The organism is Fulvivirga sedimenti, assembly GCF_020328055.1.
The window spans coordinates 1219737-1245666 of sequence record NZ_JAIXNE010000003.1 but is presented as its reverse complement, the minus strand read 5'-3'; the positions used below and the strand labels follow the sequence as shown (position 1 = coordinate 1245666).

Here is a 25930-nt window from a genome sequence, read left to right as displayed (position 1 = left end):
GTTGTGCCTGTATCTGGTTAAATCTTGTTAAAATTGTCGTTATCGGAAGATAATCTATGGGGTTCAGATCAGTTTTAAGTAAACCTTTTGCCGCGTATATAGCAGCACAAACACGTAAGTGGGCAAAAGATCCGGTGGGTTCCCAGGAACGCATTTTACAGCAACTCATATCCACGGCACGCGATACAACATTTGGAAATGATCATGGATTTGCTGAAATCAGGAATCATGATCACTTCAAATCGGCCGTTCCGGTTCGTGATTATGAGGAGTTGAAGCCCTATGTCGCTCAGATCCTCGATGGGGATCAGGATGTTTTATGGCCGGGCAAGCCAACTTACTTTGCCAAAACCTCCGGTACCACCTCGGGCACAAAATATATTCCAATAACAAAGGAATCACTTCCAAACCACATTAATAGTGCGCGAAATGCGCTGTTGAGCTATGTGCACGAGACCGGAAATTCAGCCTTCCTGGATGGCAAGCTTATCTTCCTCTCCGGTAGTCCGGAGCTGGACATGCGGGCAGGTATTCATACAGGGCGTCTCTCCGGAATTGTAAATCATCACGTGCCAGGCTATTTGCGCACCAACCAGCTTCCCAGCTTTGAGACCAATTGCATCGATGACTGGGAAACGAAGCTCGACCGAATTATTGATGAGACGATTGATGAGCGAATGACATTGATCTCCGGAATTCCTCCATGGGTTCAAATGTATTTCGACCGGATCGAAAAACGCACCGGAAAGAAGATAAAGGATGTATTTCGTGATTTTTCACTCTTTGTTTATGGAGGGGTAAACTTTGAGCCTTACCGCGCAAAATTATTTGAAAGTATCGGTAAATCAGTCGACTCCATAGAAACGTATCCCGCATCTGAGGGGTTCATCGCTTACCAGGACAGCCAGCACGAGGAAGGTCTGCTTTTATTACTTAACAGCGGGATCTTTTTCGAATTTATCCCGGCGGATCGCTTTTTTGAAGATAATCCGCCGCGTCTCACGATTGGTGAGGTGGAGACAAATGTGAATTATGCCGTAATAATCAACAGCAATGCCGGATTGTGGGGGTATAACCTGGGAGATACGATCAAATTTGTATCGACAGACCCTTACCGAGTTATCGTCTCCGGCAGGATCAAACATTTTATTTCGGCATTTGGTGAACATGTGATCGGGGAGGAGGTTGAAAAAGCCATGCGTGAATCCCTCACCAGGCATCCGGAGGCGGAAATAGTTGAATTTACGGTTGCGCCCAATGTCACCCCAACGGATGGAAGAATGCCCCACCATCAATGGCTTATCGAATTTTCAAAAATGCCGTCGGATTTGGATGCATTTATTGAGGATCTGGATCATGCCCTGCGCAGGCTGAATTCGTACTATGATGATCTGTTATCAGGAAATATTTTAAAGGTCCTGGAAATAGTTCCGCTCCGGCGAAGCGCATTTATTGATTATATGAAAGATCAGGGTAAGTTGGGCGGTCAGAATAAAGTGCCCAGACTGTCGAACGACCGGAAAATTGCCGGAGAGTTAATCAAATACAGGAAAAACGATTAGTGATGAATAATACAGAATTTGCCGGCAAGAGGGTTGCGATTCTCGGTTCTACGGGATCGATTGGCACACAGGCACTTGAAGTGATTGAAGCAAATCCTGATCATTTTGAGGTGGAGGTGTTATCAGCGCAGAATAACTGCGAATTATTGATCCGCCAGGCTTCGAAATTCAGACCGAATGTAGTGATCATCGGGAATGAGGATCGGTATGATGAAGTTTTTAATGCGCTGGATCCGTTGGGTATCAAGGTGTATGCAGGAGCCAATGCCCTGGCAAGTGTGGTTGAGATGGATTCGATTGACCTCGTGCTCACTGCGCTGGTAGGTTATGCCGGATTGCAACCAACCATGCATGCGATCCGTTCGGGTAAGAGCATTGCGTTGGCGAATAAAGAGACTCTTGTCGTTGCAGGGGAGCTGATCACTGCCATGGCCCGCGAAAAAGGCGTGAACATTTATCCCGTGGATTCCGAACACTCAGCGATTTTTCAATGCCTGGTGGGTGAATTCCATAATCCGATAGAAAAGATTATTCTCACTGCTTCCGGCGGACCGTTCCGTGGGAGGACGAGGGATGAACTGGCTGAAGTTACAAAGGCACAGGCACTGAAACATCCAAACTGGGATATGGGGGCGAAGATCACGATAGATTCCGCGTCACTTATGAATAAAGGGCTGGAGGTTATTGAGGCGAAGTGGCTATTCGGATTGCGTACCGACCAAATTGAGGTAGTGGTTCATCCGCAGTCGATCATTCATTCGATTGTTCAGTTTGAGGACGGATCGATGAAAGCACAGATGGGGTTGCCCGATATGAAACTGCCGATACAATACGCCCTGGCATTTCCGGAGCGATTAAAGTCGGATTTCAAACGTTTTGATTTCAGTAATTACAGTTCTCTTACTTTTGAGGCGCCCGATACGAAAACTTTTCGTAATCTTGCACTTGCTTATAAAGCGCTTGACGATGGCGGAAATATGCCGTGTGTGCTGAATGCAGCAAATGAAATAGCGGTGGCCTCCTTTTTGGAAGACCGCATCAAATTTTTGGAAATGTCGGACGTTGTAGAACATTGTCTGGCTAAAGTTCCTTTTATAAAAACACCGGCATACGAAGATTATGTTGAAACTGACCGGGAAACACGACGCATAGCGTTAGAAAAAATTAAGTAATGGAAGGATTTATCATGGCGGCTCAGATCTTACTGAGCCTTTCAATATTGGTGGGATTGCATGAGATGGGTCACTTGTTGGCGGCCAAGTTATTCGATATGCGTGTGGAGCAGTTTTCCATCGGTTTTCCACCCAAAGTATTCAGTTTTAAGTACGGAGAAACAGAATATGCGCTAAGTGCTATTCCATTGGGGGGTTTCGTGAAAATTTCAGGGATGATCGATGAATCCCTCGATACAGAAAAAATGAAGGAACCTCCGCAGCCCTATGAGTTCCGCTCAAAACCGGCCTGGCAGCGACTGATCGTGATGCTGGGGGGTATTATTGTGAATGTGATCACAGGTGTGATCATCTTTATTTTCCTCACTTATATCTACGGGGAGACCTACATATCAAAGGACGCCGTAAATGAAAATGGAGGAATTGTGGCACTTGAACTGGCTCAGGAGCTCGGGCTGGAGACCGGTGATCAGATTCTCAAGATCAACGGGGAGGATTTTCAGGACTTTCAGGATGTGTTGAAGTCACAGGTGTTCCTTGGAGAAGATGCATTTTATACCGTAAAGAGAAATAATCAACTCGTGGATGTTTCGATTCCCGACGATTTTATCGAGAAGATGAACAGTTCCGACGCGATCTCTAGTTTTCTCTACCCCCGTTACAGATCGATAATTGGCGAGGTTAGTCCGAATACCATCGCCGAAAGGGAAGGCCTCAGAGAGGGTGATGAAGTTGTCGAGATTGCCGGCATTCCGGTTCAATATCAGGATCAGGTGAGCTCGGTAGTGAAAGGATTTCATGAAGATTCAATTACCGTAGCCTATAAGCGTGATGGTGAAATATATCGTTTCAAGGCAGATTTCAGGTCAGACTCCGTGATCGGGTTCTTCCCGGCTGATAATCTTGTTCGCGAGACTATTAATTACTCTTTTGGTGAAGCCATTCCGCATGGTACAAAAAAAGCGTTCAATATTGTTTTTCTGCAGGTGAAGGCATTTGGAAAGATGCTCAGCGGGGTGATCAATCCCGCCAAATCATTGGCAGGCCCCTTCCGGATTGCACAGGCATACGGTGGAGAATGGATCTGGGAACGTTTCTGGTTTATGACAGGTTTGCTGTCGATGGTACTGGCATTTATGAACTTATTGCCGATTCCGGCTCTCGATGGAGGTCATGTGATGTTCCTCACCTATGAGATGATATCGGGGCATAAGCCTTCGGATAAATTCCTTGAGAATGCGCAGAAGATCGGGATGATCCTACTGCTGGCACTCATGGTCTTCGTGATCTTCAATGATATTTTCTCCTTTGAGTTTGTGAGGAATTTGTTCGGGCTGGATTAACTTTTAGTCAGTAGTCAGTAGTCAGTAGTACCTGGCTCATGGCAATAGTATATGGGTTATTTACGGTAAAATATTTTTGGGAAGCTCTGCTTCTTTCTCAATTCAAAGACTACTAATACCAACAGAAGATTCCGGCCCACTCTATACTCCCTACTAATTTCTACCACTACTGACTACTGACTACTGACTACTGACTAAGGACTTATCCCGCATACCTGGGATCATCGATAAAAATGGCTTTCTCCATTCTTTCGACCTCGAGTGTATAGTATTCAAACTCTTCCACTACTTTTCCGGTGAGGCTGTATATCCCGCGTCCGCGGAACGGATAGCGGGCCGCGACAGGAGGAAAGTGTACCGTGTCGATAAATGCACCCTCATGGTCCAGGAACGTCCCGAAATGCATGCGCTTTTTATTGGTCGTGTTTGTGTTTTTTACCGTAACGAGGTATCCATAAATGGTGATCTGCTGACCGACGAGTTCTGGGAATTGACGTACGGCCGTCATGGATAACGGTGGTTCCCGAAGCAATTCAAACGGGTTGGTGAGCGGAAAGCCCAGCAACTCAAATTCATCAAAGGCATCCTCATAGGTTTCGAGCGCCAGCTCCGGAAGCGTGAAATTTGGTTTCGGGGTTTTGAAAAGGCTTTTTTCGGGCTGACTTTTTTTTGCGTGCCCCAGCATGAAATGTGCTTTCCACCGGAGTTCCTTTTTATTCTTGCCGGTAAACAAAAAGGCGCCGATACGTATGAGAAGTGTAAGCTGCTCAAGGGACACCGGAACACGATCCACAAAATCTTCCATATCGCTGTATAGGCCGTTCGCCTCGCGTTCGGCGACGAGGGCATGTACTACTTTTTGCTCCAGGTCCTTCACCAGGATAAACCCCAGATAGATTTCCTTTCCGAATAGCCGGGTGTCCATCGTGCTGTGATTCACGCAGGGCGGGTGGAGGGTTGCCCCGTGCAGCCTTGCCTCATGTGCATAAAATTCCGTTCGGTAAAATCCGCCGAAATTGTTAATAGTAGCCACCATGTACTCGAGTGGATAGTAGGCCTTGAGAAAGAGGCTTTGATAGCTTTCCACCGCATAAGAGGCAGAATGCCCCTTTGCGAATGCATAACCTGCAAAACTTTCGATCTGTCGCCAGATCTCACGTGTTTCCTCATCGGAATAGCCTTTTTCCCTGCAATTGGAAAAATACTTATCCTTCACCTTATTAAATTCCACCCTTGAGCGAAATTTGCCCGACATGCCCCGGCGCAGTACATCGGCTTCGGCCAGCGTGAGTCCGGCGAAATAATGCGCCACCTTGATCACATCTTCCTGGTATACCATCACCCCGAATGTTTCGGGCATAATCTTCATCAGCACCGGGTGCGCCTCCTTGCGTTTTTCGGGGTAGCGGAAACGGAGAATATACTCACGCATCATGCCCGACTGCGCGACACCCGGCCGGATAATTGAGCTGGCGGCCACCAGGCCCAGGTAGTCATCAACGCGAAGTTTTTTGAGCAGCATTCGCATAGCAGGGGATTCCACATAGAAGCACCCGATCGCCTTTCCTTCACGCAGCAGTTCCTTTACCGGCTCATCATTTTTGAAGCGGTTGATGTCATGAATGTCGGGTACTTCGTCCGGGCCTCTCGATTCCCCGATGATATCCAGCGTTTCCCGTATTTTACTGAGTCCGCGCTGACTCAGAATATCAAATTTGTACAGGCCCACATCTTCGGCGATGATCATATCGAAGTGTGTGGTCGGGTATCCCTTTGGCGGAAGGTCTGTCGCAGTATAGTAATGGATGGGTTTTTCTGAGATCAGTATCCCGCCGGCATGCACACTCAGGTGGTTTGGAAAGCCTTCGATAAGCTTACCGTAGCGGAGTATCAGGCGGGCATAGTAGTCCATCTGTTCATCCCTGCTGCCGGGGAGCCGGCCCTCTGCCAGTGCGTCTATCTCATGGGAAGGCAATCCGAATACCTTACCCAATTCACGTACCACCGCACGGTACTGAAAGGTTGTATAGGTTGCAAGCAGGGCAACATGGGGAAACCGGCTGAAAATATATTGAGTTACATCTTCCCGGTCTTTCCATGAAAAATCAATATCAAAATCCGGCGGATTTTTCCGGTACAGGTTGATGAAACGCTCAAAATACAGGTCCAGCTCAATGGGATCCACATCGGTGATGCGCAGCAGGTAGGCCACAACGCTGTTGGCGCCGCTTCCCCGGCCTACATAGAAATACCCCTTACTGCGTGCGTAGGAAGTGATATCCCAGTTGATGAGAAAGTAGGATACGAATCCTTTTTCACGTATGATCGATAATTCCTTCTCCAGCCGCTCATGGATGCGCGGGGAGGGATTGGGGTACCGGTACCGGAGTCCTTCTTCACAAAGGCGAAGAAGCAGTTCATCGTCAGATGCCGCTGATCCCGTATAGGTCTGCAGGTTCTTATGCGGATGGCTGTCGCCGAATTCAAACTCAATCGTGCAGCGGTCCAGGACAGACCGGGTGTTACGGATCATTTCGGGATAGGCGGCGAACGATTTTTCCAGGTCCGCCACGTTCATCATTACATGTGCCGGATCCCCCTCTTCGCTTTTCGGAAGTTTGCTCAACAGGGTATTGTTGTCGATGGCACGCAACAACCGGTGCGCATTGAAGTCGGCCTTGTTCCGGAAGGTTACGGGTTGAAGTATTACTGTCTTGCGGGGTTGTGCCGACCACGGGAGGAACGGGAAACGGCTGAGATCGCCGGTAGATACCCCGATATATTCGTGATCCCCCAGCGGTCTTTCCGGTATGTTATGGAGCGGGTAGACAATAAAACAGTTTCCCAGTGGGGGAGGTGCCTCCGGCAGTGGCGTTTTGCTGTGTAGGTATTCCGAAAGGAAGTCATTCAGCTCTTTAAAACCCTCGTTGTTTCGTGCAAGTCCGACATACAGCTGCCGGGCTCCGTGGCGGAAATCAATTCCCAGCACCGGCCGGATCCCATACTGTTCCGACAGCCGCACAAAGTCCAGGCAGGCGGCTGTAGTGTTAATGTCTGTGATGGCCAGCGTATCCATACCTTTTTCAGCAGCCATCTTCAGCAACTCCCGTATGGGAATGGTGCCGTAGCGGAAGGAGTAGTAGGTGTGGTTGTTTAGCATCACTTTGTAGTCAGTAGTCAGTAGTCAGTAGTCAGTAGTGGGGTTGATAGTCAGGTTTTAAGTCAATAGTTTAAGTTCAGTAATCAGCAAGCCTCTGCCGATAACTACTGACTACTGACTACTGACTACTGACTACTGACTAGTTATGCCTGTTCGCCAGCAGTGGCGGTGGTTCTCCGCTGAACGGGTTGAACCTGCCGATGGTGCGCGCTTCCATGCCTGATGCGCGGAGTATTTTCCGGTCCCCGTGTTTCTCCCGGATGCGGTCCATTGCCTGGTACAGGCTGATCATTTCCTCGGCATCCTCAAACAGGCTGATCTGATGCCCCCCGTATACCAGGTGACTGTATTTTATACCGATCAGCCGTACCAGCAGACGCCGGTTGTAAACCCTGTTGAAGAGTTCCATTACCCGGGGGATCAGTATGTGATCCGCTGAAGTGTAGGGAATGCGTGACTGCAGCGTATAGGTGTTGAAATCGGAATAACGGATTTTGACCGTTATACATGCCGTCACTTTTTTGCCCCGCCGCAGCTGAAACGCAAGATTTTCAGCCATAGCCAGTATGATCCCCCGCAGCTTCTCCATATCCGTCGTGTCCCTGTCAAAGGTCCGTTCCGTAGATATCGATTTTCGTTCCGAGTAGGGGATTACCGGGGAAGTATCAATCCCCTGCGCCTTTTTCCAGATACTGATCCCGTTCTGCCCGAATACCTTTTCCATCAGCTCCATCGGCATTTCCTGTATCGTGGCGATCCGCTTAATTCCCAGTCCGCACAGCGATTGATACGTCTTTTCGCCGATCATCGGGATTTTCCGTACTGATAATGGCGCGAGGAATGGCCGCTCCTGCCCGTAGTCGATCTTCAGCTGATTGTTGGGTTTGGCTTCACCGGTGGCAATCTTCGAAACAGTCTTGTTTTCAGAAAGCCCGAAGGATATCGGCAGCCCGGTTTCCCGGATGATCCGTTTCCGCAAATCCGCTGCCATCCTGAAACTGTTGAAAAACCGCTCCATCCCGGTAAGATCCACATAGAATTCATCAATGGAGGTCTTTTCATATACCGGTACAGATTCCCGGATGATCTCCGTTACCTCACGCGATTTTGCGGTATATGTACCTGTATTTCCCCGTATGATAACCGCTTCCGGGCATAATTGCCGGGCCAGCTTCATCGGCATGGCCGAATGAACCCCGAATTTTCGCGCTTCATAGCTGCAGGCCGCTACCACACCGCGGTCTGTTACCCCGCCCAGTAAGATAGGTTTGCCCTCCAGCCGGCTGTCCAGCAACCGTTCACATGACACAAAAAATGTGTCCAGATCCAAATGCAATATTGCCCTCCCTTGCATACCTTTTTTACTAATTTCATGTATGCTAAAATAATTATTAAATACTAAAAATATTAGTAATTACTAAAAATAAATTTCAGAGGTGACAAATTGCTGAAACCAAAAATGGCAAAAAACAGGTTACAAAGCAGGGTTCTGTATAATAGATGAGCAGGGAAAATCACTTAAAGTCGAACCATGAAAGGAAAATCATATATCCCCATTTTTTGGTATGTTTCCATATTGAAGCAATCACTAATTTGGTGTAACCGAAAAATTCGTTGATGTCTAAAGCCGGCTTGTTAATTTTAGTATTGGTTATACTGGGTTTTTGTTTTTCCTGCAAATCAAAGCAACAGAATGGGAGAACGGAAGCTAAGGTATACATAGATCAGCATGAAGGCCGCTACAGACTTATCCGTAACAGCGAGCCATTCTATATCAGGGGGGCAAATGGAACCGTTCAGCTTTCACGTCTGCATGAAATTGGTGGTAATACCATTCGCACCTATGATACACTCCAATTAACCAGTATACTTGATGAGGCCCATGCAAATGGGCTTGCCGTAATTGTCGGACTCCCGATAATCCGCAGTTATCATTATAACACCTATTATCACAATGATTCGCTTGTTCAGGGACAATACGACGCCGTTAAGAATACCATTCGGAAATACAGGGATCATCCGGCACTACTCATGTGGTGCCTCGGCAATGAACTTAATTTTACATTCGGTCCGAAGTATGGTAAATTCTATGAGGCCTTAAATCAACTCATCCAACTGATTCACAGTGAAGACCCCAATCATCCTGTAACCACTACCATTCAGAGCTTTGGAGAAGGGTATGTGGCCAATATAAAGTGGTATGTTCCGGATATTGATATCATTTCAATCAATACATTCGGGAAATTACGACAACTGGAAGAGGACCTTTCCTATTATAAGTGGTTCTGGAATGGTCCATATATCATAACAGAATGGGGAGTTAACGGACATTGGGAGAGTGATAGTACGATTTGGGGAGTCCCTGTAGAAGAACCCAGTTCCAAGAAGGCAGAATTTATCAAAACTGCTTACAGCGAAAAGATTATTACCGAGCAGCGTCGGTGTCTGGGTTCACTCGTTTTTTTCTGGGGTTCCCGGCAGGAAAAGACTGATACCTGGTATCCTCTCATTACTGATGACGGTTTGGAAACCCAGTCGGTAGAGGAGCTTCAGTATCTGTGGACGGGTAAATACCCGGAGAACCGTGCTCCCGTCGTTGAATATGCATTGTTGAATGAAAAGGGGCCGAATTCTGATATATTACTCAGGCCAGGGGCAACATATCCTCTCGAGGTACTGGTTCATGATCCTGATGGGGATTCCCTTCAGTTTGAATGGTATCTTTATGCTGAAAATTGGTATAAACCTACCTTTGATCAGGAGCGGGAAATCATCCCGCTTTCAGGACACATTGTTGACCCAAAGGCCCGGAAAACGACTTTTCAGACTCCTGATCATGAAGGAGCGTTCAGGGTTGCGGTAAATGTTTTCGATAACAAAGGACATCTTGGAACGGCAAATGTTCCTTTTTATGTGGTAAAATAGAATGGACCATACGACAGTTAAATCACCAAAAAAGCATGAGATCCGGATCCTTCGGGCGATGATCATTATTGGGGTGATCAACATGGCGTATTTCTTCATCTGGTTCATTCAACCTGACCACATTTCTTATTTGCCACTCTATGTGATCATCGTGCTGGTATTGCTTTTTCAATTCCTGAGAATTCTGCACGAATGGTATCATTATTTTAATATTAAAATGCCCGCAAACGTTCCGATGCCACCGGGTTATCGTCCCACTGTAGACGTTTTCACAACCTATTTCCCGGGTGAACCGTATGAAATGACCGAACAAACGCTGGAGGCAATATTATCAATCCGGTACCCGCATGAAACGTGGCTTTGTGATGAGGCAAACGATCAAAGGTTGAAGGAGTTCTGTGCCAGCCGGGGCATACATCATGTAACGCGCAATTCACGGAAGGATGCAAAAGCCGGAAATATCAATAATGCACTGCAGTATGCTTCCGGTGAAATATGTGTGATCATTGATCCAGATCATGTTCCGCATCCTGATTTTCTTGATCCAATCGTTCCGCATTTTGCAAATACTGAAATTGGGTATGTTCAGATCGTCCAGGCATATTACAATTTTGATGAAAGTTTTGTAGCCAAGGGAGCTGCACAGCAGACCTTTCAGTTCTACGGTCCCATGATGATGTCGATGAACCATTATGGAACAGTCCTGGCCATTGGTGCCAATTGTACGTTTCGAAGGGAGGCGCTTGACTCAATTGGCGGTCATGCGCCAGGATTGGCCGAAGACATGCATACATCCATGTTGCTGCATGCAAAAGGATGGAAGTCTGTTTATGTTCCTAAAATTCTGGCCCGGGGCCAGGTTCCTTCCACCCTGCATGCCTATTTTATGCAGCAATTGAAGTGGTCAAGGGGAACCTGGGACCTTCTCGTACATGTTTTACCAAAGATTTTCACTGATCTGTCGTGGCGGCAACGTCTTCATTACCTCACCGCACCCTTCTATTATTTTTCGGGCATCATCTATTTTCTGAATTTTCTGATCCCTATCATTTGCCTTGTCTTTGCCATCTTACCATGGAAGGGTGATTTTTTCACTTTTGCTCTGCTGATTCTACCATTATTCGCGTCGACCGTTTTGATCCGTCATTATGTGCAGCGGTGGGTGATGGAAGAAAAAGAGCGGGGGTTTCATTTATTGGGGGGAATCCTTCAAATCGGAACCTGGTGGGTTCACTCCCTGGGGATACTCTATACCTTTATCGGTAAGAAAGTCCCCTATTTACCTACCCCAAAGGATAACCGCGACCAGAGTCACTGGACCCTGCTGTTACCGAATATTCTGGTAGGATTATTTTCTGTAGCAGCGATTATCTACGGATTGCGCTACGACTGGAATCCGTATTCAATCATCATGGCCGGAATTGCGCTCACCAATTTCACGAGTATGTCTATCGTTACATACATCGGCATAAACAGCCGGCGCATGCAGCATTCAGCCGGCCGAATCACACCGATGAGTGTATTTCTTTGGACCAAACGACAGTTTTGGTATTTGAGGCATTTTCTCTACCGGGGACTGCGTCTGGGTGGACTGATGATACTTCTGTTACTCACCCTTGGAATGTTCGTGGCGCAGCGTAACGATAAACAAGCCTTTCAGGATCCTCCAAAAGCGCAGCAGCATACCGGTAGGTTAATTACAGGTGAATTTTCGCCTTACGGGGACAGGGGATTATCGGCAACAGGTCCGTCTGACCTGGCATCGGGGATTGTTTCCTTCTATTCATCCTGGACTGATTCGCTTCCAAATAAAGAGTACTTTGCCAGTATTTATAATACCGGACGGATACCCATGGTGACATGGGAGCCCTGGATTTCAGATTCAAAAGAGGATTTACATTCCATATCGGTTTTTTCGCTCATTAACCAGGGTGAATTTGATGAATACCTTACCGAGTCGGCAAAGTATTTCGCTGCACTGGAACGTCCCGTTCTTATACGGTTTGCACATGAAGTGGATAACCCGTTCTACCCATGGTCAGAAGAAGGCAGTGTTTCCCCGCAAAATTTTAAAAATGCCTTTAGAAGAGTTGTGTCTGTATTTCGGAACCAGGGGGCGAGAAATGTAACATGGGTGTATAATCCATGGAAGGCATCAGCACTTGACCAATATTACCCCGGAGATGATGTGGTAGACTGGATCGGTGTAACATTGCTGGATTATGGTCCGCACCTTCAAAATCGTTCTTATTCCTTCAATGAGCTGTATGCTCCGTTTCACGAGAGATTAATTGCCTATCCCGGCAAACACGTCATTTTAGCTGAAATGGGAACTTTGTCGGAAGACCGTTCAAAATGGTTAAGCAATGCTTTTTCATCCATTTATGAACGCTATCCCGAAATTTCAGCCCTTATATTTTTTCAGAGTGATAAGGATCAGAACATTCCTCCCGGAGTCTCAGATGTTGAATTCCTGAACTGGAGTATTAACAATACGAGTCAGGTAAGTGCATTGTTGTCGGATAAGTTTGATGTTCAGCAGTGGTCCAATCAACTGATTAATACCAGGAAACCGAATGGAGCATTCAAAAAGCAACCGATGGATGTTAGCGGTATTACCTATAACAAAGCCCACCAGTGGTTTCGAAATGTGCATTCTCTCAACCGTCGGGTTCTCGAAGAGGATTTTGCTCAAATAAGATCGCTGGGCTTTACTGAAATTAAACGCCAGGGCCCTGGAATGTATGATCAAAATGTTCTTTCGGTTGCGCAGGACATGAATATGAAAGTCCATTATGCCTTTTGGCTGGAGCCGGATTCTATATATATACAAGAGCAGGAACTGGATATTATGGATAGGGTGCGGGAATTGAAGAATGACCGGTCAATCGCCTCCTGGAATTTAACAGGAGCCGTTTTTAATCAAATCGATCTGCTGTATGATCCGGTGGAGCGTGTTATTCAGGCCGACTGGTGGGCCCGGAGAGTCAATGAAATGGCGGGGAGATTGCATAGTCTTGATCCGGAAAGACCTGTAACAATCGATTATAAACTCGGGGTTTCCGGTGTTCATGAGTTTCTGCAGATTGCAGGCATGATCCCTGAGATAGATCAGTGGGTATTGTATCCGGCAGATTCCTTGGTGCTAACAGTAGTTTCAGACTCTCTTAACAAATGGAAAGTTCCATATTACTGGGAGGGGCCTGCTCCTGAGATATTTTGTGATTATAACGGATTCATGCCCTGGCAGGACAGGTATCAACGGGAACTGGTTGTTTTCGATGGTCTTGTAGATATCTGGGGAAGGAGAAAACAGAACTATCTGAAAGTTGATCAATGCCTTAATGGAAACCGGGTAGATGTTGACATTCCTGCATGGAATTTCATTCTGCCGGCCATACCTGCCTGGCCGCAATCCAGCTTTCCGCTTCAGGCAATTCAATACCGAAACGGTGAACCGGAAGCATTAACAGATTCAGGCCCATGGACAATTGATTGGTACCTTGTCCAGGTAGATGTATTTGGTAATGAAAAGGCCATTATGCCGGTTGGAAAGGGACCCAGCGTACAATTGGAATTGCCATGGAATGCTGATTATTTTAAGGTCCTTATGGTAATTCACAACACATCCATCAGTAAACACATTACAAAACCCCTGGTACTTCCGGTACATCCTTCACAACGCGATCAATATACTTCACTGAAATAAGTATCTTGCTCTATGAACTTACCCATTTATCAGATAGATGCATTCGCCAGCGAGGTTTTTCAGGGTAACCCGGCAGCGGTTGTACCCCTGAGCGACTGGTTGCCGGATCCCGTTCTTCAGAACATTGCCCTGGAGAATAACCTGTCAGAAACCGCTTTTTTTGTTAGAAATGAAGATGGTGCCTATCATCTGCGCTGGTTCACACCAGTAAATGAAGTGGATCTTTGCGGTCATGCAACGCTCGCCACGGCCTTCGTTCTGTTTGAACACCTCAACTATCAACAGGATGTCATCCGGTTCGATACACGCAGCGGGCGCTTAACCGTTGCAAAATCAGCAACAGGATTTCAGATGGATTTTCCGTCCGACAACCCAAACACAGTACCTGCTGGTGAATTTGAAGCCATGATCGGTTGCCCCATACTGGGCGCATACAAGGGCGTTTCTGATATGCTTATTGAGGTTGAAAATCAGCAGATTGTCCAAAATGTGCAGCCTGATTTCAGGGCCATGACCGCCTTTCCGGTGCGTGGGTTTATCGTAACCGCCCGGGGTGAACAGACCGATATCGTTTCCCGGTGTTTCTATCCCGCATATGGTGTTGACGAGGATCCTGTAACGGGTTCAGCCCATACCACGCTTTTCTCCTTCTGGGGGCCGAAACTTGATAAAACTGAAATGACTGCTCAGCAGCTTTCAGCTCGTGGTGGCATGTTGCGGGGAAAAATACAAAAGGACCGGATATTGCTCGAAGGGAATGCTGTATTATACCTCCGGGGCGAGATCCGGACACGCTGAGGCATTTTCGATCTGCCGTCTCTTTTTGGAAAACCATCGCTTTTTGTGTATATATTTAAGCAATTAAAAATAGGACCGTTTGAAAATAGAAAAGTACAAGATCGACGATCAATTTGATGAAATGTTCGAGGCGGAGGACAAATGTCGTCCGCAATACGACGTGTTTCGTCAACATTTAAATTCTTTATCCCGAAAGAAGCTTCAGCAGCTGCAGCATTCCACGGAAAAGTCACAACTTTCCATGGGTATGACCTTCAATGTATATCATGAATCTGAAGGCGTAGAGCGCATCCTGCACCTGGATATTATTCCCAGGATTATCAGCGGGGAAGAATGGGAGCGGGTGGAAGAAGGTTTAAGGCAACGCATTAAGGCGCTCAACCTCTTTCTGGAGGATATTTATAATGACCGGAATGTGCTCCGGGATGGTATTGTTCCCGAAGAACTGATCCTCGGAAGTAAAGACTACCTGGAGCCTTGTATCGGTCTTCATCCTCCCAAAGGGATCTGGTGTCATATAACAGGTACGGATCTGGTCCGGAATAAGGATGGCCGGTTTTATGTACTGGAAGATAACCTGAGGTGTCCTTCGGGGGTATCATACATGCTTGAAAACCGGGAAATAGTTAAAAAGGTGTTTCCTCAGGTGTTCCAACAGATTGGTGTGAGGCCCGTGGTAGACTACCCGGCACACCTGTTTAAAATGCTCCAGTACCTGAGTCCGAAAAAGGATCCGGTAGTAGTGGTCCTGACCCCCGGAGTATTCAATTCGGCTTACTTCGAACATTCCTACCTGGCCCAGCAAATGGGCGTGGAATTGGTGACTGGTCAGGATCTCGTGGTAAAAAATAACAAAGTATTCATGATCACCACACATGGCCTTAGTCCGGTAGATGTCATATACCGAAGGATCGATGATACCTTCCTGGATCCTGAAGCATTCAATCCCAACTCCATGCTGGGTATACCCGGTCTTTTTGAGGCATATAAGGCCGGAAATGTCGCCCTCGCCAATGCACCGGGAACGGGCGTGGCAGATGACAAGGCGGTTTATGCTTATGTCCCCCGCCTGATCAAATATTACCTGGATGAAGAGCCCATCCTTGAAAATGTTCCCACCTACCTTTGCAGGGAGGAGGAAGACCGGAATTATGTGCTTGAAAATATTGCCGACCTGGTGGTGAAGGAGACCAATGCGGCTGGTGGTTACGGCATGCTCATCGGACCCAAATCGACCCCACAACAACACGAACTTTTTCGGGAAAAGATCAGGAATAATCCCAATAATTATATTGCCCAGCCTACACTTTCATTATCTACGGTGCCAACCCTTGATAATGATCAAATCGAAGGAAGGCATGTGGATCTTCGTCCCTACATATTATATGGACCGGATATCCATGTAATCCCCGGAGCCCTCACGCGCGTGGCGCTGGTAAAAGGGTCCCTTGTCGTCAATTCATCTCAGGGTGGCGGCAGCAAAGACACCTGGGTTTTATACAAGGAAAATGAACTTTAATTTATGTTAAGTCGCGTAGCAGATTCTTTATACTGGTTAGGAAGATATATTGAACGGGCGGAGAACTATGCCAGGTTTATCGATGTGAACTCGAACCTGGCACTTGATCTGCCGCCCCAGTTAAATGAGCAGTGGGAGCCGCTGATCGCCGCAACAGGTGACCTCGAGTCGTTTAAGGCCCGGTATAAAACCTGTGACCGAACCACGGCGATATATTTCCTTGCATTTGATCTCGATAATCCCAATTCCCTGTTTTCTTCCGTATCTAAAGCACGTGAAAATGCGCGCATTGTACGTGAGAACCTGACAAAAGAAACATGGGAGGTGTTGAATGAGCTTTATCTTCGTATGAAAGAAGGTAATTTTAAGAAGATTTGGAACCAGGAAGATCCCCGTCCGTTCTTCATCGATGTAAAATACAGGATTCAGTTACTCTATGGAATCGCTTATAACAGTGTAGCGCGGGCCGAAGGCTGGTACTGGGTAACACTGGGGCAATACCTCGAACGTGCAGACAAGACTTCCCGTATCCTCGATGTAAAATACCATTATTTACTGCCATCCCCTGAAGATGTGGGAAGTCCGCTGGACCAGCTGCACTGGATGGCGCTGCTTAAATCGGTGAGCGCCTTCAATACCTACCGTCGTGTATTTGGGAATATCAGTCCGGAAGGGGTGGTGGAATTTCTGGTGCTCAACCGTAAATTTCCACGCTCCATTTACTTCTGTCTTACGGAAGCTGAAATTTGTTTGCATGAAATATCAGGTCATCCTGCCAAGGGTTTTGGAAATAAAGCGGAGAAGTTGATGGGGGAACTGCGGTCACAGCTTGAATATGATGATATTGCCGATGTGATCGACCATGGATTGCATGAATACCTTGATCATTTGCAAATCCGGCTCAATCAAATTTCCACGGCGATTTATGATTGTTTTATCGGTATTAAGGATAACTTTAATGTTCAAATCAGCGAACAGGAATGACCTATTGTCTTGGAATACGAACACGGGAAGGAATTGTAGGGCTGGCCGATACGAGGCTTACCTCAGGAACCGACACAACCACTGCTAAAAAGATATTTACAGTTAAGCGACAGCAGCATTCCTTCTTTATTATGACCTCCGGATTACGTTCGGTGCGTGATAAGGCTATCACATACTTTAAGGAAGTTATCGAAACCCAGGATCAGTCCTTTCACCGGCTCTATCAGGCGGTTAACAAGTTCGGAGAACAGGTGAAGCGTGTGGCCGCAGAAGACAAGCAAAACCTGGAAGATAGCGGTATGCAGTTCAACCTGTATGCCATTGTGGGCGGACAGCTGGAAAAAGATAAAGAGCCCATGCTCTATATGCTGTATCCCCAGGGTAACTGGATTGAAGTGGGGGAGAATACGCCCTATGTGATTATTGGGAATTCCGGTTTCGGACAGCCCATACTAAAACGTTCCATAACCTATAATTCAGGGCTGGAATTTGCCCTGAAGAGTGCCTTCCTTTCGTTCGACGCCACGCGGCTTTCGGCGAACGATGTCGCTTACCCGATCGATACAGTTGTATTACCACGCGACGCCTATGACCTCATGGAGCACCGCTTTGAGGAGCGGGAGCTGGGTCACGTTTCCGACTTCTGGAATGAACGCCTTCGTCAGGCAATTCAGGAATTGCCTGTGGAGGTTCTGGATCGCGCCTTTACCAAGTCGGTCTTAAGAAAATCATCCTGATGGATCTCTTCATCCGGCATGAAACGGATTATATTTATTCTGAACCGGTATCTCCCGGTGTGCATTACCTTAATTTCCATCCACAAATCCGCTCGTATCTTCAGACAAAGTCTTTTGATATTTTCATAGACCCCAACCCTGACTCGCTTTCTTCGCGCCTTGATCCGGAGAATAATCTCTATCATCAGCTGTGGTTCTCAGGCGAAACCAGGAAACTGTCGATCCGTGTGGATCTGAAGGTGGAGATAATGCCCTTCAACCCATTTAATTTTATAGTGGATACTCACGGACCGCAGAGTACCAGTGAATATCAGAGGAATTCGGCTTCATTCCTGGAAATTTACAGGAAGGAAGATTTGGCGACTGAAAGTATTACAGCATTTGCCCGTCAGTTTATAAAGGATGATCTGATTGAGTTCTTCGCATCCCTTAATCTCGCAATTTCTGATGCGTGGAACCACCATGAACGCTTTGAAATGAATATCATGAGCCCTGAGGAGTGTTTTCAGAAGCGTGCCGGTTCTTGTCGGGATCTGGCCCGAATGCTGATGGCAATGCTCAGGTCTCTTGGGTATCCGGCCAGATTTGTGAGTGGCTACTGCTACGCGCCCGGGGAGGAGGAAGGGCATGAGCTGCATGCGTGGGTAGAGGTTTATATTCCCGGGGCAGGATGGCTCGGCCTGGATCCCAGTCTTGGTTTACTTACCACGGAAAAATATATTCCCGTTGCAGCCAGTTTTGAGCCTTCCCGAACCATGCCGGTTCAGGGTTTCTATCATGGAAGTGCGACTTCCGATTTAAGGACCACTGTCGTTATCCAGGAATCACCGTTTAACTAACCGTATATCGCGTTGAGAACACCGGCTAGCCGGATTCCGGCCTGGTGCAGGCGATACTGAACCGTGCCCCAGTTATCGTAGACATATTTATAATTCAACTGGCCATCTTCCGGAATGTCATAAACCTGTTTCCGGTAGGTCATTGATTCGTAGGCCCAGTCACGTACGGTGGCCGCTTGCCATGTGGCCAGTACTTCCTTGCTGGTGTGATCAATGGCTTCCGCCAATTCTGTGTAGCTTAATTCCTTTTCGTTGATGATCCGTGAATCCCATACTGAATGTAGATTAGTAGGAGTGTTCCAGAACCAGGTCACCCTGGCATCGTTACCACCGCGATCCAAACCGGTGCCGACGTGCAGGGGCTGATGTATATCACCTATCAGATGGGTTAGAATCCGGATATATTCCTTTTGCTTTTCAATCGACATCGTTTCGTGTCCCGCTTTTAACTCATCGATCAACCGTTCGATCGTCGCAATGATATCACCATTCGGATTCTTTTCAGCCTGCTCGTATGTCATACCATCCGGAATGGTTACCCAGTGCCAGTCGGTCATGTAATCATACTGATCATCTGATCGTACTTCATCCATCCATGTGCTGGCAATGGCAAGTGATTCGTGCCCCATGATCTGGGCCAGGGCACGTTTGGTTCTTTTTGAGAGGTGTTTACTGGCAATTTTACCAATAGCCCGGTGTCCGGTTTGTCCCCAGCCAAAGCCGCTCAGGGAGATAGACAAAGAAAGAATCAGGATCAAAAGTTTTTTCATCGCAGAAATTTTGTTGCAAATAACGGAAAATGCCGCTAATCAGACATTTTTCTATATGAACTTTATGTGAAAGATTAGTTGTTGGTGTTGGCCGATTGCTTCTCCAGATCGAAAAGATCATTAAGAATGTCAATCAGGTTTTCAGCATCCCCTCGCTGGCAGGCGGCTTTGAGCTGAAGAACCGGGTACTTCATGATTTTTTGTACCATGGATTTTGTGGCCCTGTCGATGATCTCAACCTGTTCCGGAGTGGCGGTGCGCAGGTATTTCTCCATTTCCGACTGCCGGATCTCTTCCAGTGCGTTCTTGAGTTTTTTGATGGTTGGTGATACGATCATCTCCTTCGACCAATCCCTGAATTCAGCGATAGACTCATCAATAATCCTCTCAACCGATTCAATTGAATCGATTCGTTTTTGTAGTGCCTCGCTGGTCTTTTCCTGAATGTGGTCAATATTATATACTAATACTCCCGGAACTTCTTCTGCATGAAGGTCGATACTTCTGGGTACAGAAAGGTCGATAAAAAACTTCGGGGTCAGAATCTCGAGATTAGCCACCATTTTTCGGGTGATTAGGGGCTCATGTGAGGATACTGAAGAAATAATAATATCCGAATGATCGATGTGATACATCAGATCTTCGAATTTGCCCGTCTTGAAACCGCACTCTGCCGCCATCTCCTCTGATTTTGCGAATGTCCGGTTCACAATGGTAATGTCTTTTAATTTAGAGTCTACCAGGTTCCGGCAAACATCGAGTCCGATCTCCCCCAAGCCAAGGATCAACACACGGGGATCAATGATCTCCCTGGTCACGTCTTCTGCCAGTTCTTTAGCAGCATAGGAAACAGACGCGGCACCATCTCTGAAGGCTGTTTCCTGAACTACCCGTTTGTTGGTGAAGAATATGGTATGCATCAACCTGTGCAAAAACGGTCCGGCAAGATTTACATCTGCACTTTGCTGGTACGCTCGTTTTACCTGGTTGGAGATTTGAATGTCACCTATCACCTGTGCTTCCAGGCCCATGCTCACACGAAATAAGTATTCGATACTTGCTTCGTGGTCGGCCTTGTGCTGAAAGAACTTTACGATATCCTCAAAGGAAAGACCTTTTATGGTGGCAATGCCCTTTATAATGTCATTAGCCTGGCCGTCTTCAGATGAAAAGAAAACTTCCGTACGGTTACAGGTCGACAACACAAGCGCTTCCTGCACAGATGTGAAGTCGGAAAGAAACTGCAGTAATCGCTGAACTTCGCTTTCATCCAGCGCAAGCTGCTCCCTGATCTCTATGGGAGTTCCTTTGAATGATAATCCTATGACGTTAAAATGTACGGACATTTTTTTAAAGCAGTTACAAAACTAATGAGAACCACCAGAGTATGAAAGTAATTCTCCTCAAATTAACAACTGATTTAGATCAGAAGTTCTGGTGAAAATACCGTTGGCAACCATTTTTCGATCGGTGCTGCAAGTGATAAACAGGTAAATGACTGATTTTCCCAGTCAGTGAGCGTAAAATAAACTCCGGTTGAAAATTCTGTAAACCTTCTACGAAAATTTTCGTAATTAAAGTTGGCGGAGAGAATTTTTCTCCGTACCATTGAAGTACGAAACAATTCGTAATAAGATTTTAACTCAAAATAAATTACAACAATGGGAAAGAAGTCAAAGCCAACCGAGAAGGAATTCGAGATCCTTCAGGTATTGTGGGGGAGGGGTCCGTCGACCGTTCGGGAGATCAACGATGAGTTGTCCCGGGATCGTGAGATCGGGTACACCACCACGCTGAAATTTTTGCAGATCATGTTCGACAAGGGTATTGTCGGACGTACGCGCGATGGTAAAACGCATATTTACGAAGCAGCCATCTCTGAGTCAGATGCCCAGCAGTCCCTGGTGAATGAATTACTGGACGGGGCTTTCAAGGGCTCGGCGATGAAGCTTGTAATGGGCGCGCTTGGAAGCCGCAAGTCATCGAAAAAGGAACTGGATGCTATTCGCAAGTATCTGGATGATCTGGAAGGGGGTGTGAAATGAATGTCATGATCCCTGAAATGTATAAGGAGGCTGTCGGTATGGCATTACTTCATTCGCTCTGGCAGGGCGCCATCTGGTCAATGGCCCTGCTGATGATTCGGCAGTTATTCAAAGATGCCCACAGGCGTTACCTGGGAGGATTGATTGCCTTTGGTGGTTTTTTTATTTCCGTTGCGGTAACGACATTTATTATTTGGCCCACTGTAAGCTTACAGGCTGCCGATGAATCGATGGATATCCTGCTGCTGGCCGGTTCAGCAGTTCCTGCCGAATCGATCTTAACCGATTTCCGGACATTGATGCCCTGGTTTATTAATTTCTGGCTGGTTGGCACATCATTATTTGTTCTTCGCATGATCGCGGGTTTTCATTACCTGGGAAGACTTACCGCTCTGTCCAACACCGATGTTCCTTCTGTTTGGGAGGATAAAATACACCGCATGGCAACGGATCTTGGTATTACGCGGAGGATCAGGGTTCTGAATTCTGCGCATGTGGATATGCCCATGATCTACGGACATATACGTCCGGTTTTGCTGTTACCCGTCACGTTGTTGAGTGGTCTTTCAGCAACACAGCTTGAAGCCATATTTGCCCACGAGCTCGCGCATATTCGCCGGCATGATTACCTGGTGAATATTATTCAACGTAGCCTGGAGGCTATATTCTTCTTCAATCCGTTTGTCTGGTGGATCTCGAAAAGCATCAATAACGAGCGGGAACGATGCTGCGATGATCTTGCCGTGGATTTTTGTTCCGACCGTCGGTTATACGTTGAAGCACTGTCCAGTCTTGAGACATATCGTTTGGCTGGCACAGGACTGGCTATGGGTCTGGGGTCTGATAAAAGTGATTTACTACACAGGATCCGCCGGTTGCTTGAACCCGATTATCGTCAGGGTGGAAATTACAAATTGGTGGTAATGGCCATTATATTTACAGTCGGCCTGATTGGCTTCAATTTCATCAGCGTTAAGCCGGGTGATGATCAGGCACAGGCTCAAAAGGTTACAGCGGGTATTCTTTCGCAGTCCGTCTCAAGATCCATTTTATCCGACACTACCAAACCAGCCTCAAAAATCAATCGGGTGAAGGTTCCTGCGCAAACAACGATGCCAAATGTGGTTGCGGTGAATTCGTTGGATACCCTGGATCTTGATATTGATTTATCCGGATTTGCAGAAATAGATTTTGATCCGATCATGACCGCATCCATGGATGCCATGGCGAACATGGATATTACACTTTCGGGCGTTGCAGAGATCAATATAGAAAAGGCATTTGAGGTGATTGAAGACCTGGACATGAATGTGTTGACAGGCTCTGTGCAGGTTGCACTGGATACCAATATTCTGAGAAGAGATACCACATGGACCCGACTTAATGACCGCCAACGCGAAGAATTACGCCGTGCGAGGGAGGAAATCCGACGGGCCCAGCTTGAATTGAGGGAAGTAAGCCGTGAACAGATGATGGAAATGCGGGAGCAACTTCTTGAACAGCGCGAACAGATGCGTGAAGAGTGGGAACGTGTAAGGGAACAGGTCCGTGAAGAGTTCGAAAAAAACGGCGGTAAGCTGTCCGACGAGGAGCGTTTGCGTATCAGGCAGGAAATGGAAATTGCCCAGAAGCAGCTTGCCCAGGAAATGGAAATCACCCAGAAACAAATCGCGCAGGAGATGGAAATGGTGCAGAAGCAGTTGGCGCAGCAGATGGAGATCCGGGAGAAAATGATGGCAAGAGAACTTGAGATGGCTGAAAAGGAGATGGAGCGTGCACAGGTGGAAATGGATCGGCACAACCAGTTCCAGTCAATGATTGAAAGAATGTTGCGCAATGACAACTATCTGAAAAATGGTGAAAAACTGAATAAACTAAAGGTTAGTAAAGACAGTTTTCGGTTCAATGGCAAGAAGGTTTCCGATCAGGATCTTGACCGGTACCTGAAGGTGTTTCAGGAATATTTCGGTAGTATCGGTTCCGGAACCTATGAATACAATGATTAGTCAGTAGTCAGTAGTCAGTAGTCAGTAGTAGTGGTAGGGATTAACAATCGATTCTGGCTTTCTGACTAATAGTTTTTTGCATCAAAACCTTCGCTATTTGTTGTTGAATTTTAAGTTTGGAATACGATTCTACCTCAATGGCATAAACGAAATACTACTGACTACTGACTACTGACTACTGACCACTGACTACTGACCACAATTCACATTCCCAGGCCCATTCGCACTTCATCAGCCACACGCTGGTTAAATTCGAAGGTCATTTTCTGGTAATTCACCAGGTCAATGATGGAGCCGATAAAACACAGTCCGATTGTAAAAAAGAAAAGAATTCCCATTCCGATCTGGTTCAGGAAGAATCGTTGCAAGCCCGGAATCAGGAACAGGCCAATGATTGAGAAGATCAGGATATCTTCCGGCCGTTTGCGACGTGCGCGGTAAATATTAAGAAATTTGATTGCCTCCTCATCGGAAAGAGGACCAATTACGCTCTGGATATAATCCAATTCCAGCCCCTGTAATTCAGGAAATAACTCTATTGCTTTTGCCATAGGTGGTTGTTGTTAAAGGTTTGTTTGAACTAAATAAACGAATTATACGATGAACCAAAATGATCGCTGCCAGAAAACTTAAAGGATGTGTATTCCACGATTGTGACCATTCACCATGCAGCAGGTGCGATATGCCGCGACCCAGACCACATCCGGGGCAAAAATCAATACCTATATTTGCCAGCGGACACAGCGTCCAGTGATTATTTCCAGGATTTATAAATGCAAGCACTGCCAGTGCAGTGATCCAGATATATGCTTCAGGAAATGCTTTATGACGGACCAGGCGGTTCATAAAAGGAAGATACTAAAAAAGGGGACAGCTTCCGTTATCATTTGCCGGAACGGTCGATTTTGGCAGTGGTTGGTATTACCTGCGCAGCAATAATGCCACGTTCTCCACATGATGTGTTTGCGGAAACATATCGACCGGCTGGATTTCCATAAGATCGTACATCCCGGCCAGCAACGCAATATCCCTTGCCTGTGTAGCGGGGTTGCAGCTTACATAAACGATCTTCTCCGGTGCAGTTGTAAGCAGCACGTTGATTACATCCTGGTGCATTCCGGCTCGTGGAGGATCGGTGATTACCGTATCAGGCTTACCATGTTTCTCAATAAAATCAGCTGAGAGGAGGTCTTTCATGTCACCGGCAAAAAAGCTGGTATTTGATATTTCATTTTCAGCACTGTTCACACGTGCATCCTCAATAGCCGCTTCCACATATTCAATACCTATAACCCTTTTCGCTCCATGTGCGATGAAGTTAGCAATGGTTCCGGTGCCTGTATAGAGGTCATAGACTGTTTCATCTCCTTTGAGCGCGGCCATTCTGTAAGCCACATCGTAGAGCGTTTTCGCTTGCCGGCTGTTAGTCTGGTAAAATGATTTTGGTCCAACCCTGAAGCTGACTGTTCTTCCTGATCCGTCGGGTAAATCCATGGATTCCAGAATATAGGCTCTGCCTGAATAATTGACGACTTCCAGGTCATGGAAGGTTTCATTTTTTTTCTGATTGATTACGTAATTAAGAGAAGTGATTTCCGGAAAGGCAACTTTCATTGCTTCCATTAACGGGTTTAACAAGTCATCATTTTTTTCCGCTACCTGGACAATCACCATCACTTCACCTGTTGATGCGGTACGAATGATCAGGTTTCGCAAATACCCGGTCTGATCAATCAGATCAAAGAATGGGAGTTTATTTTTAATTGCATAGTCCTTAAGCCAGAGACGTATTTGGTTTGAAGGATCTGGCTGAAGATAACACTTTTCGATATCCAGGATTTTATCGAAGCGGCCGGGAATATGAAAGCCCAGCGCCTCGCGGCCCAGATCAGAACCTGATTCAATTTCTTCCCGCGTAAGCCATCGTTTATTGGAAAACGTATATTCCAGTTTGTTTCGGTAAAATCTGGTTTCCTTTGATCCCAGGATGGGATGAATGGTATGAACCGGAACTTTGGCAATGCGTTCCATCGCATCGATAACCTGTTGCTGCTTAAAGGCCAACTGTGTTTCATAGCCGATGTGCTGCCACTTGCATCCGCCACAGGTTCCGAAATGATCGCAAAAAGGTTGAGTACGAAGAGGGGAATAGGTATGAAAGTGCACCGGATTACCTTCGAGATAGTTGCGGCGTTTCTTAATGATCTGTATATCAACCACATCGCCGGGGGCCACCTGATTTACAAAAACAACTTTACCATCATGATGCGCAACACATTTACCTTCTGCCGCCATTCTTTCAATTTCTATGGCGGTTAATATTTTATTTTTTATCTTCATAGTTAACCCAACTACTACAAA

General features: G+C 46.6%; 19 protein-coding genes. 12 read left to right on the top strand and 7 right to left on the bottom strand.

The features are described 5' to 3' along the window. The first annotated feature begins 56 nt into the window (after positions 1-56). From LDX50_RS17770 to rseP, 3 genes are read left to right on the top strand one after another with little or no spacing between them, the layout of a single operon-like run. Complete coding sequence (locus LDX50_RS17770) at positions 57-1562, top strand: GH3 auxin-responsive promoter family protein (RefSeq protein ID WP_225698651.1); 1506 nt, start codon at positions 57-59, stop codon at positions 1560-1562. 2 nt (positions 1563-1564) lie between these two features. Then, positions 1565-2734, top strand: coding sequence for a 1-deoxy-D-xylulose-5-phosphate reductoisomerase (locus tag LDX50_RS17765; RefSeq protein ID WP_225698650.1), 1170 nt, complete (start codon positions 1565-1567; stop codon positions 2732-2734). Continuing rightward, on the top strand, positions 2734-4077 hold the full coding sequence (gene rseP, locus LDX50_RS17760; RefSeq protein WP_225698649.1) for an RIP metalloprotease RseP: 1344 nt from the start codon (positions 2734-2736) through the stop codon (positions 4075-4077). Before LDX50_RS17765 ends, rseP begins: the two co-directional genes overlap by 1 nt. 202 nt (positions 4078-4279) lie before the next feature. Here the strand turns inward: rseP and LDX50_RS17755 are convergent, their stop codons facing one another. Together LDX50_RS17755 and dinB are read right to left on the bottom strand one after the other, a co-directional pair. Beyond that, positions 4280-7237 (bottom strand): DNA polymerase III subunit alpha, encoded by a 2958-nt coding sequence (locus LDX50_RS17755; protein ID WP_255647364.1) that lies wholly within the window; start codon positions 7235-7237, stop codon positions 4280-4282. Positions 7238-7376: 139 nt separating this feature from the next. Next, positions 7377-8591, bottom strand: a complete 1215-nt coding sequence (gene dinB / locus LDX50_RS17750) for a DNA polymerase IV (protein ID WP_225698647.1) — start codon at positions 8589-8591, stop codon at positions 7377-7379. Positions 8592-8854: 263 nt separating this feature from the next. Between dinB and LDX50_RS17745 the strand changes: the two genes are divergently transcribed. The 7 genes from LDX50_RS17745 (at position 8855) to LDX50_RS17715 (ending at position 18748) form a co-directional block, all read left to right on the top strand. Further along, positions 8855-10162 (top strand): glycoside hydrolase family 2 TIM barrel-domain containing protein, encoded by a 1308-nt coding sequence (locus tag LDX50_RS17745; protein WP_225698646.1) that lies wholly within the window; start codon positions 8855-8857, stop codon positions 10160-10162. 1 nt (position 10163) lies between these two features. Further along, complete coding sequence (locus LDX50_RS17740; protein WP_225698645.1) at positions 10164-13871, top strand: glycosyltransferase; 3708 nt, start codon at positions 10164-10166, stop codon at positions 13869-13871. Between the two features lie 12 nt (positions 13872-13883). After that, positions 13884-14669 carry a PhzF family phenazine biosynthesis protein gene (locus tag LDX50_RS17735; RefSeq protein WP_225698644.1) on the top strand — a complete coding sequence of 262 codons (786 nt, stop codon included), beginning with the start codon at positions 13884-13886 and terminating at the stop codon, positions 14667-14669. Between the two features lie 121 nt (positions 14670-14790). Continuing rightward, on the top strand, positions 14791-16188 hold the full coding sequence (locus tag LDX50_RS17730; protein ID WP_225698758.1) for a circularly permuted type 2 ATP-grasp protein: 1398 nt from the start codon (positions 14791-14793) through the stop codon (positions 16186-16188). A 3-nt stretch (positions 16189-16191) separates the two neighbouring features. Beyond that, the gene (locus tag LDX50_RS17725) at positions 16192-17172 is read left to right on the top strand and encodes an alpha-E domain-containing protein (RefSeq protein ID WP_225698643.1); all 981 of its coding nucleotides are present in this window, start codon (positions 16192-16194) and stop codon (positions 17170-17172) included. After that, complete coding sequence (locus LDX50_RS17720) at positions 17169-17909, top strand: proteasome-type protease (protein WP_225698642.1); 741 nt, start codon at positions 17169-17171, stop codon at positions 17907-17909. The genes LDX50_RS17725 and LDX50_RS17720 overlap by 4 nt, the downstream gene beginning before the upstream one ends. After that, on the top strand, positions 17909-18748 hold the full coding sequence (locus LDX50_RS17715; protein WP_225698641.1) for a transglutaminase family protein: 840 nt from the start codon (positions 17909-17911) through the stop codon (positions 18746-18748). The genes LDX50_RS17720 and LDX50_RS17715 overlap by 1 nt, the downstream gene beginning before the upstream one ends. Here the strand turns inward: LDX50_RS17715 and LDX50_RS17710 are convergent. Then, positions 18745-19518, bottom strand: a complete 774-nt coding sequence (locus LDX50_RS17710) for a S1/P1 nuclease (protein WP_225698640.1) — start codon at positions 19516-19518, stop codon at positions 18745-18747. The two genes, LDX50_RS17715 and LDX50_RS17710, sit on opposite strands and share 4 nt — an antisense overlap. 74 nt (positions 19519-19592) lie before the next feature. Then, positions 19593-20864, bottom strand: a complete 1272-nt coding sequence (hemA, locus tag LDX50_RS17705) for a glutamyl-tRNA reductase (RefSeq protein WP_225698639.1) — start codon at positions 20862-20864, stop codon at positions 19593-19595. A 315-nt stretch (positions 20865-21179) separates the two neighbouring features. Between hemA and LDX50_RS17700 the strand changes: the two genes are divergently transcribed. Together LDX50_RS17700 and LDX50_RS17695 are read left to right on the top strand one after the other, a co-directional pair. Beyond that, positions 21180-21563, top strand: a complete 384-nt coding sequence (locus tag LDX50_RS17700; protein WP_225698638.1) for a BlaI/MecI/CopY family transcriptional regulator — start codon at positions 21180-21182, stop codon at positions 21561-21563. Between the two features lie 5 nt (positions 21564-21568). Beyond that, positions 21569-23569 carry a M56 family metallopeptidase gene (locus LDX50_RS17695; protein ID WP_225698637.1) on the top strand — a complete coding sequence of 667 codons (2001 nt, stop codon included), beginning with the start codon at positions 21569-21571 and terminating at the stop codon, positions 23567-23569. A 203-nt stretch (positions 23570-23772) separates the two neighbouring features. Here LDX50_RS17695 and LDX50_RS17690 read toward each other — a convergent pair whose 3' ends face one another. From LDX50_RS17690 to rlmD, 3 genes are all read right to left on the bottom strand, one after another. Continuing rightward, positions 23773-24120, bottom strand: coding sequence for a TM2 domain-containing protein (locus LDX50_RS17690; RefSeq protein ID WP_225698636.1), 348 nt, complete (start codon positions 24118-24120; stop codon positions 23773-23775). Further along, the gene (locus LDX50_RS17685) at positions 24092-24415 is read right to left on the bottom strand and encodes a DUF2752 domain-containing protein (protein WP_225698635.1); all 324 of its coding nucleotides are present in this window, start codon (positions 24413-24415) and stop codon (positions 24092-24094) included. The genes LDX50_RS17690 and LDX50_RS17685 overlap by 29 nt, the downstream gene beginning before the upstream one ends. A 75-nt stretch (positions 24416-24490) precedes the next feature. Further along, positions 24491-25909 (bottom strand): 23S rRNA (uracil(1939)-C(5))-methyltransferase RlmD, encoded by a 1419-nt coding sequence (gene rlmD / locus LDX50_RS17680; RefSeq protein WP_225698634.1) that lies wholly within the window; start codon positions 25907-25909, stop codon positions 24491-24493. Between the last annotated feature and the right edge of the window lie 21 nt (positions 25910-25930).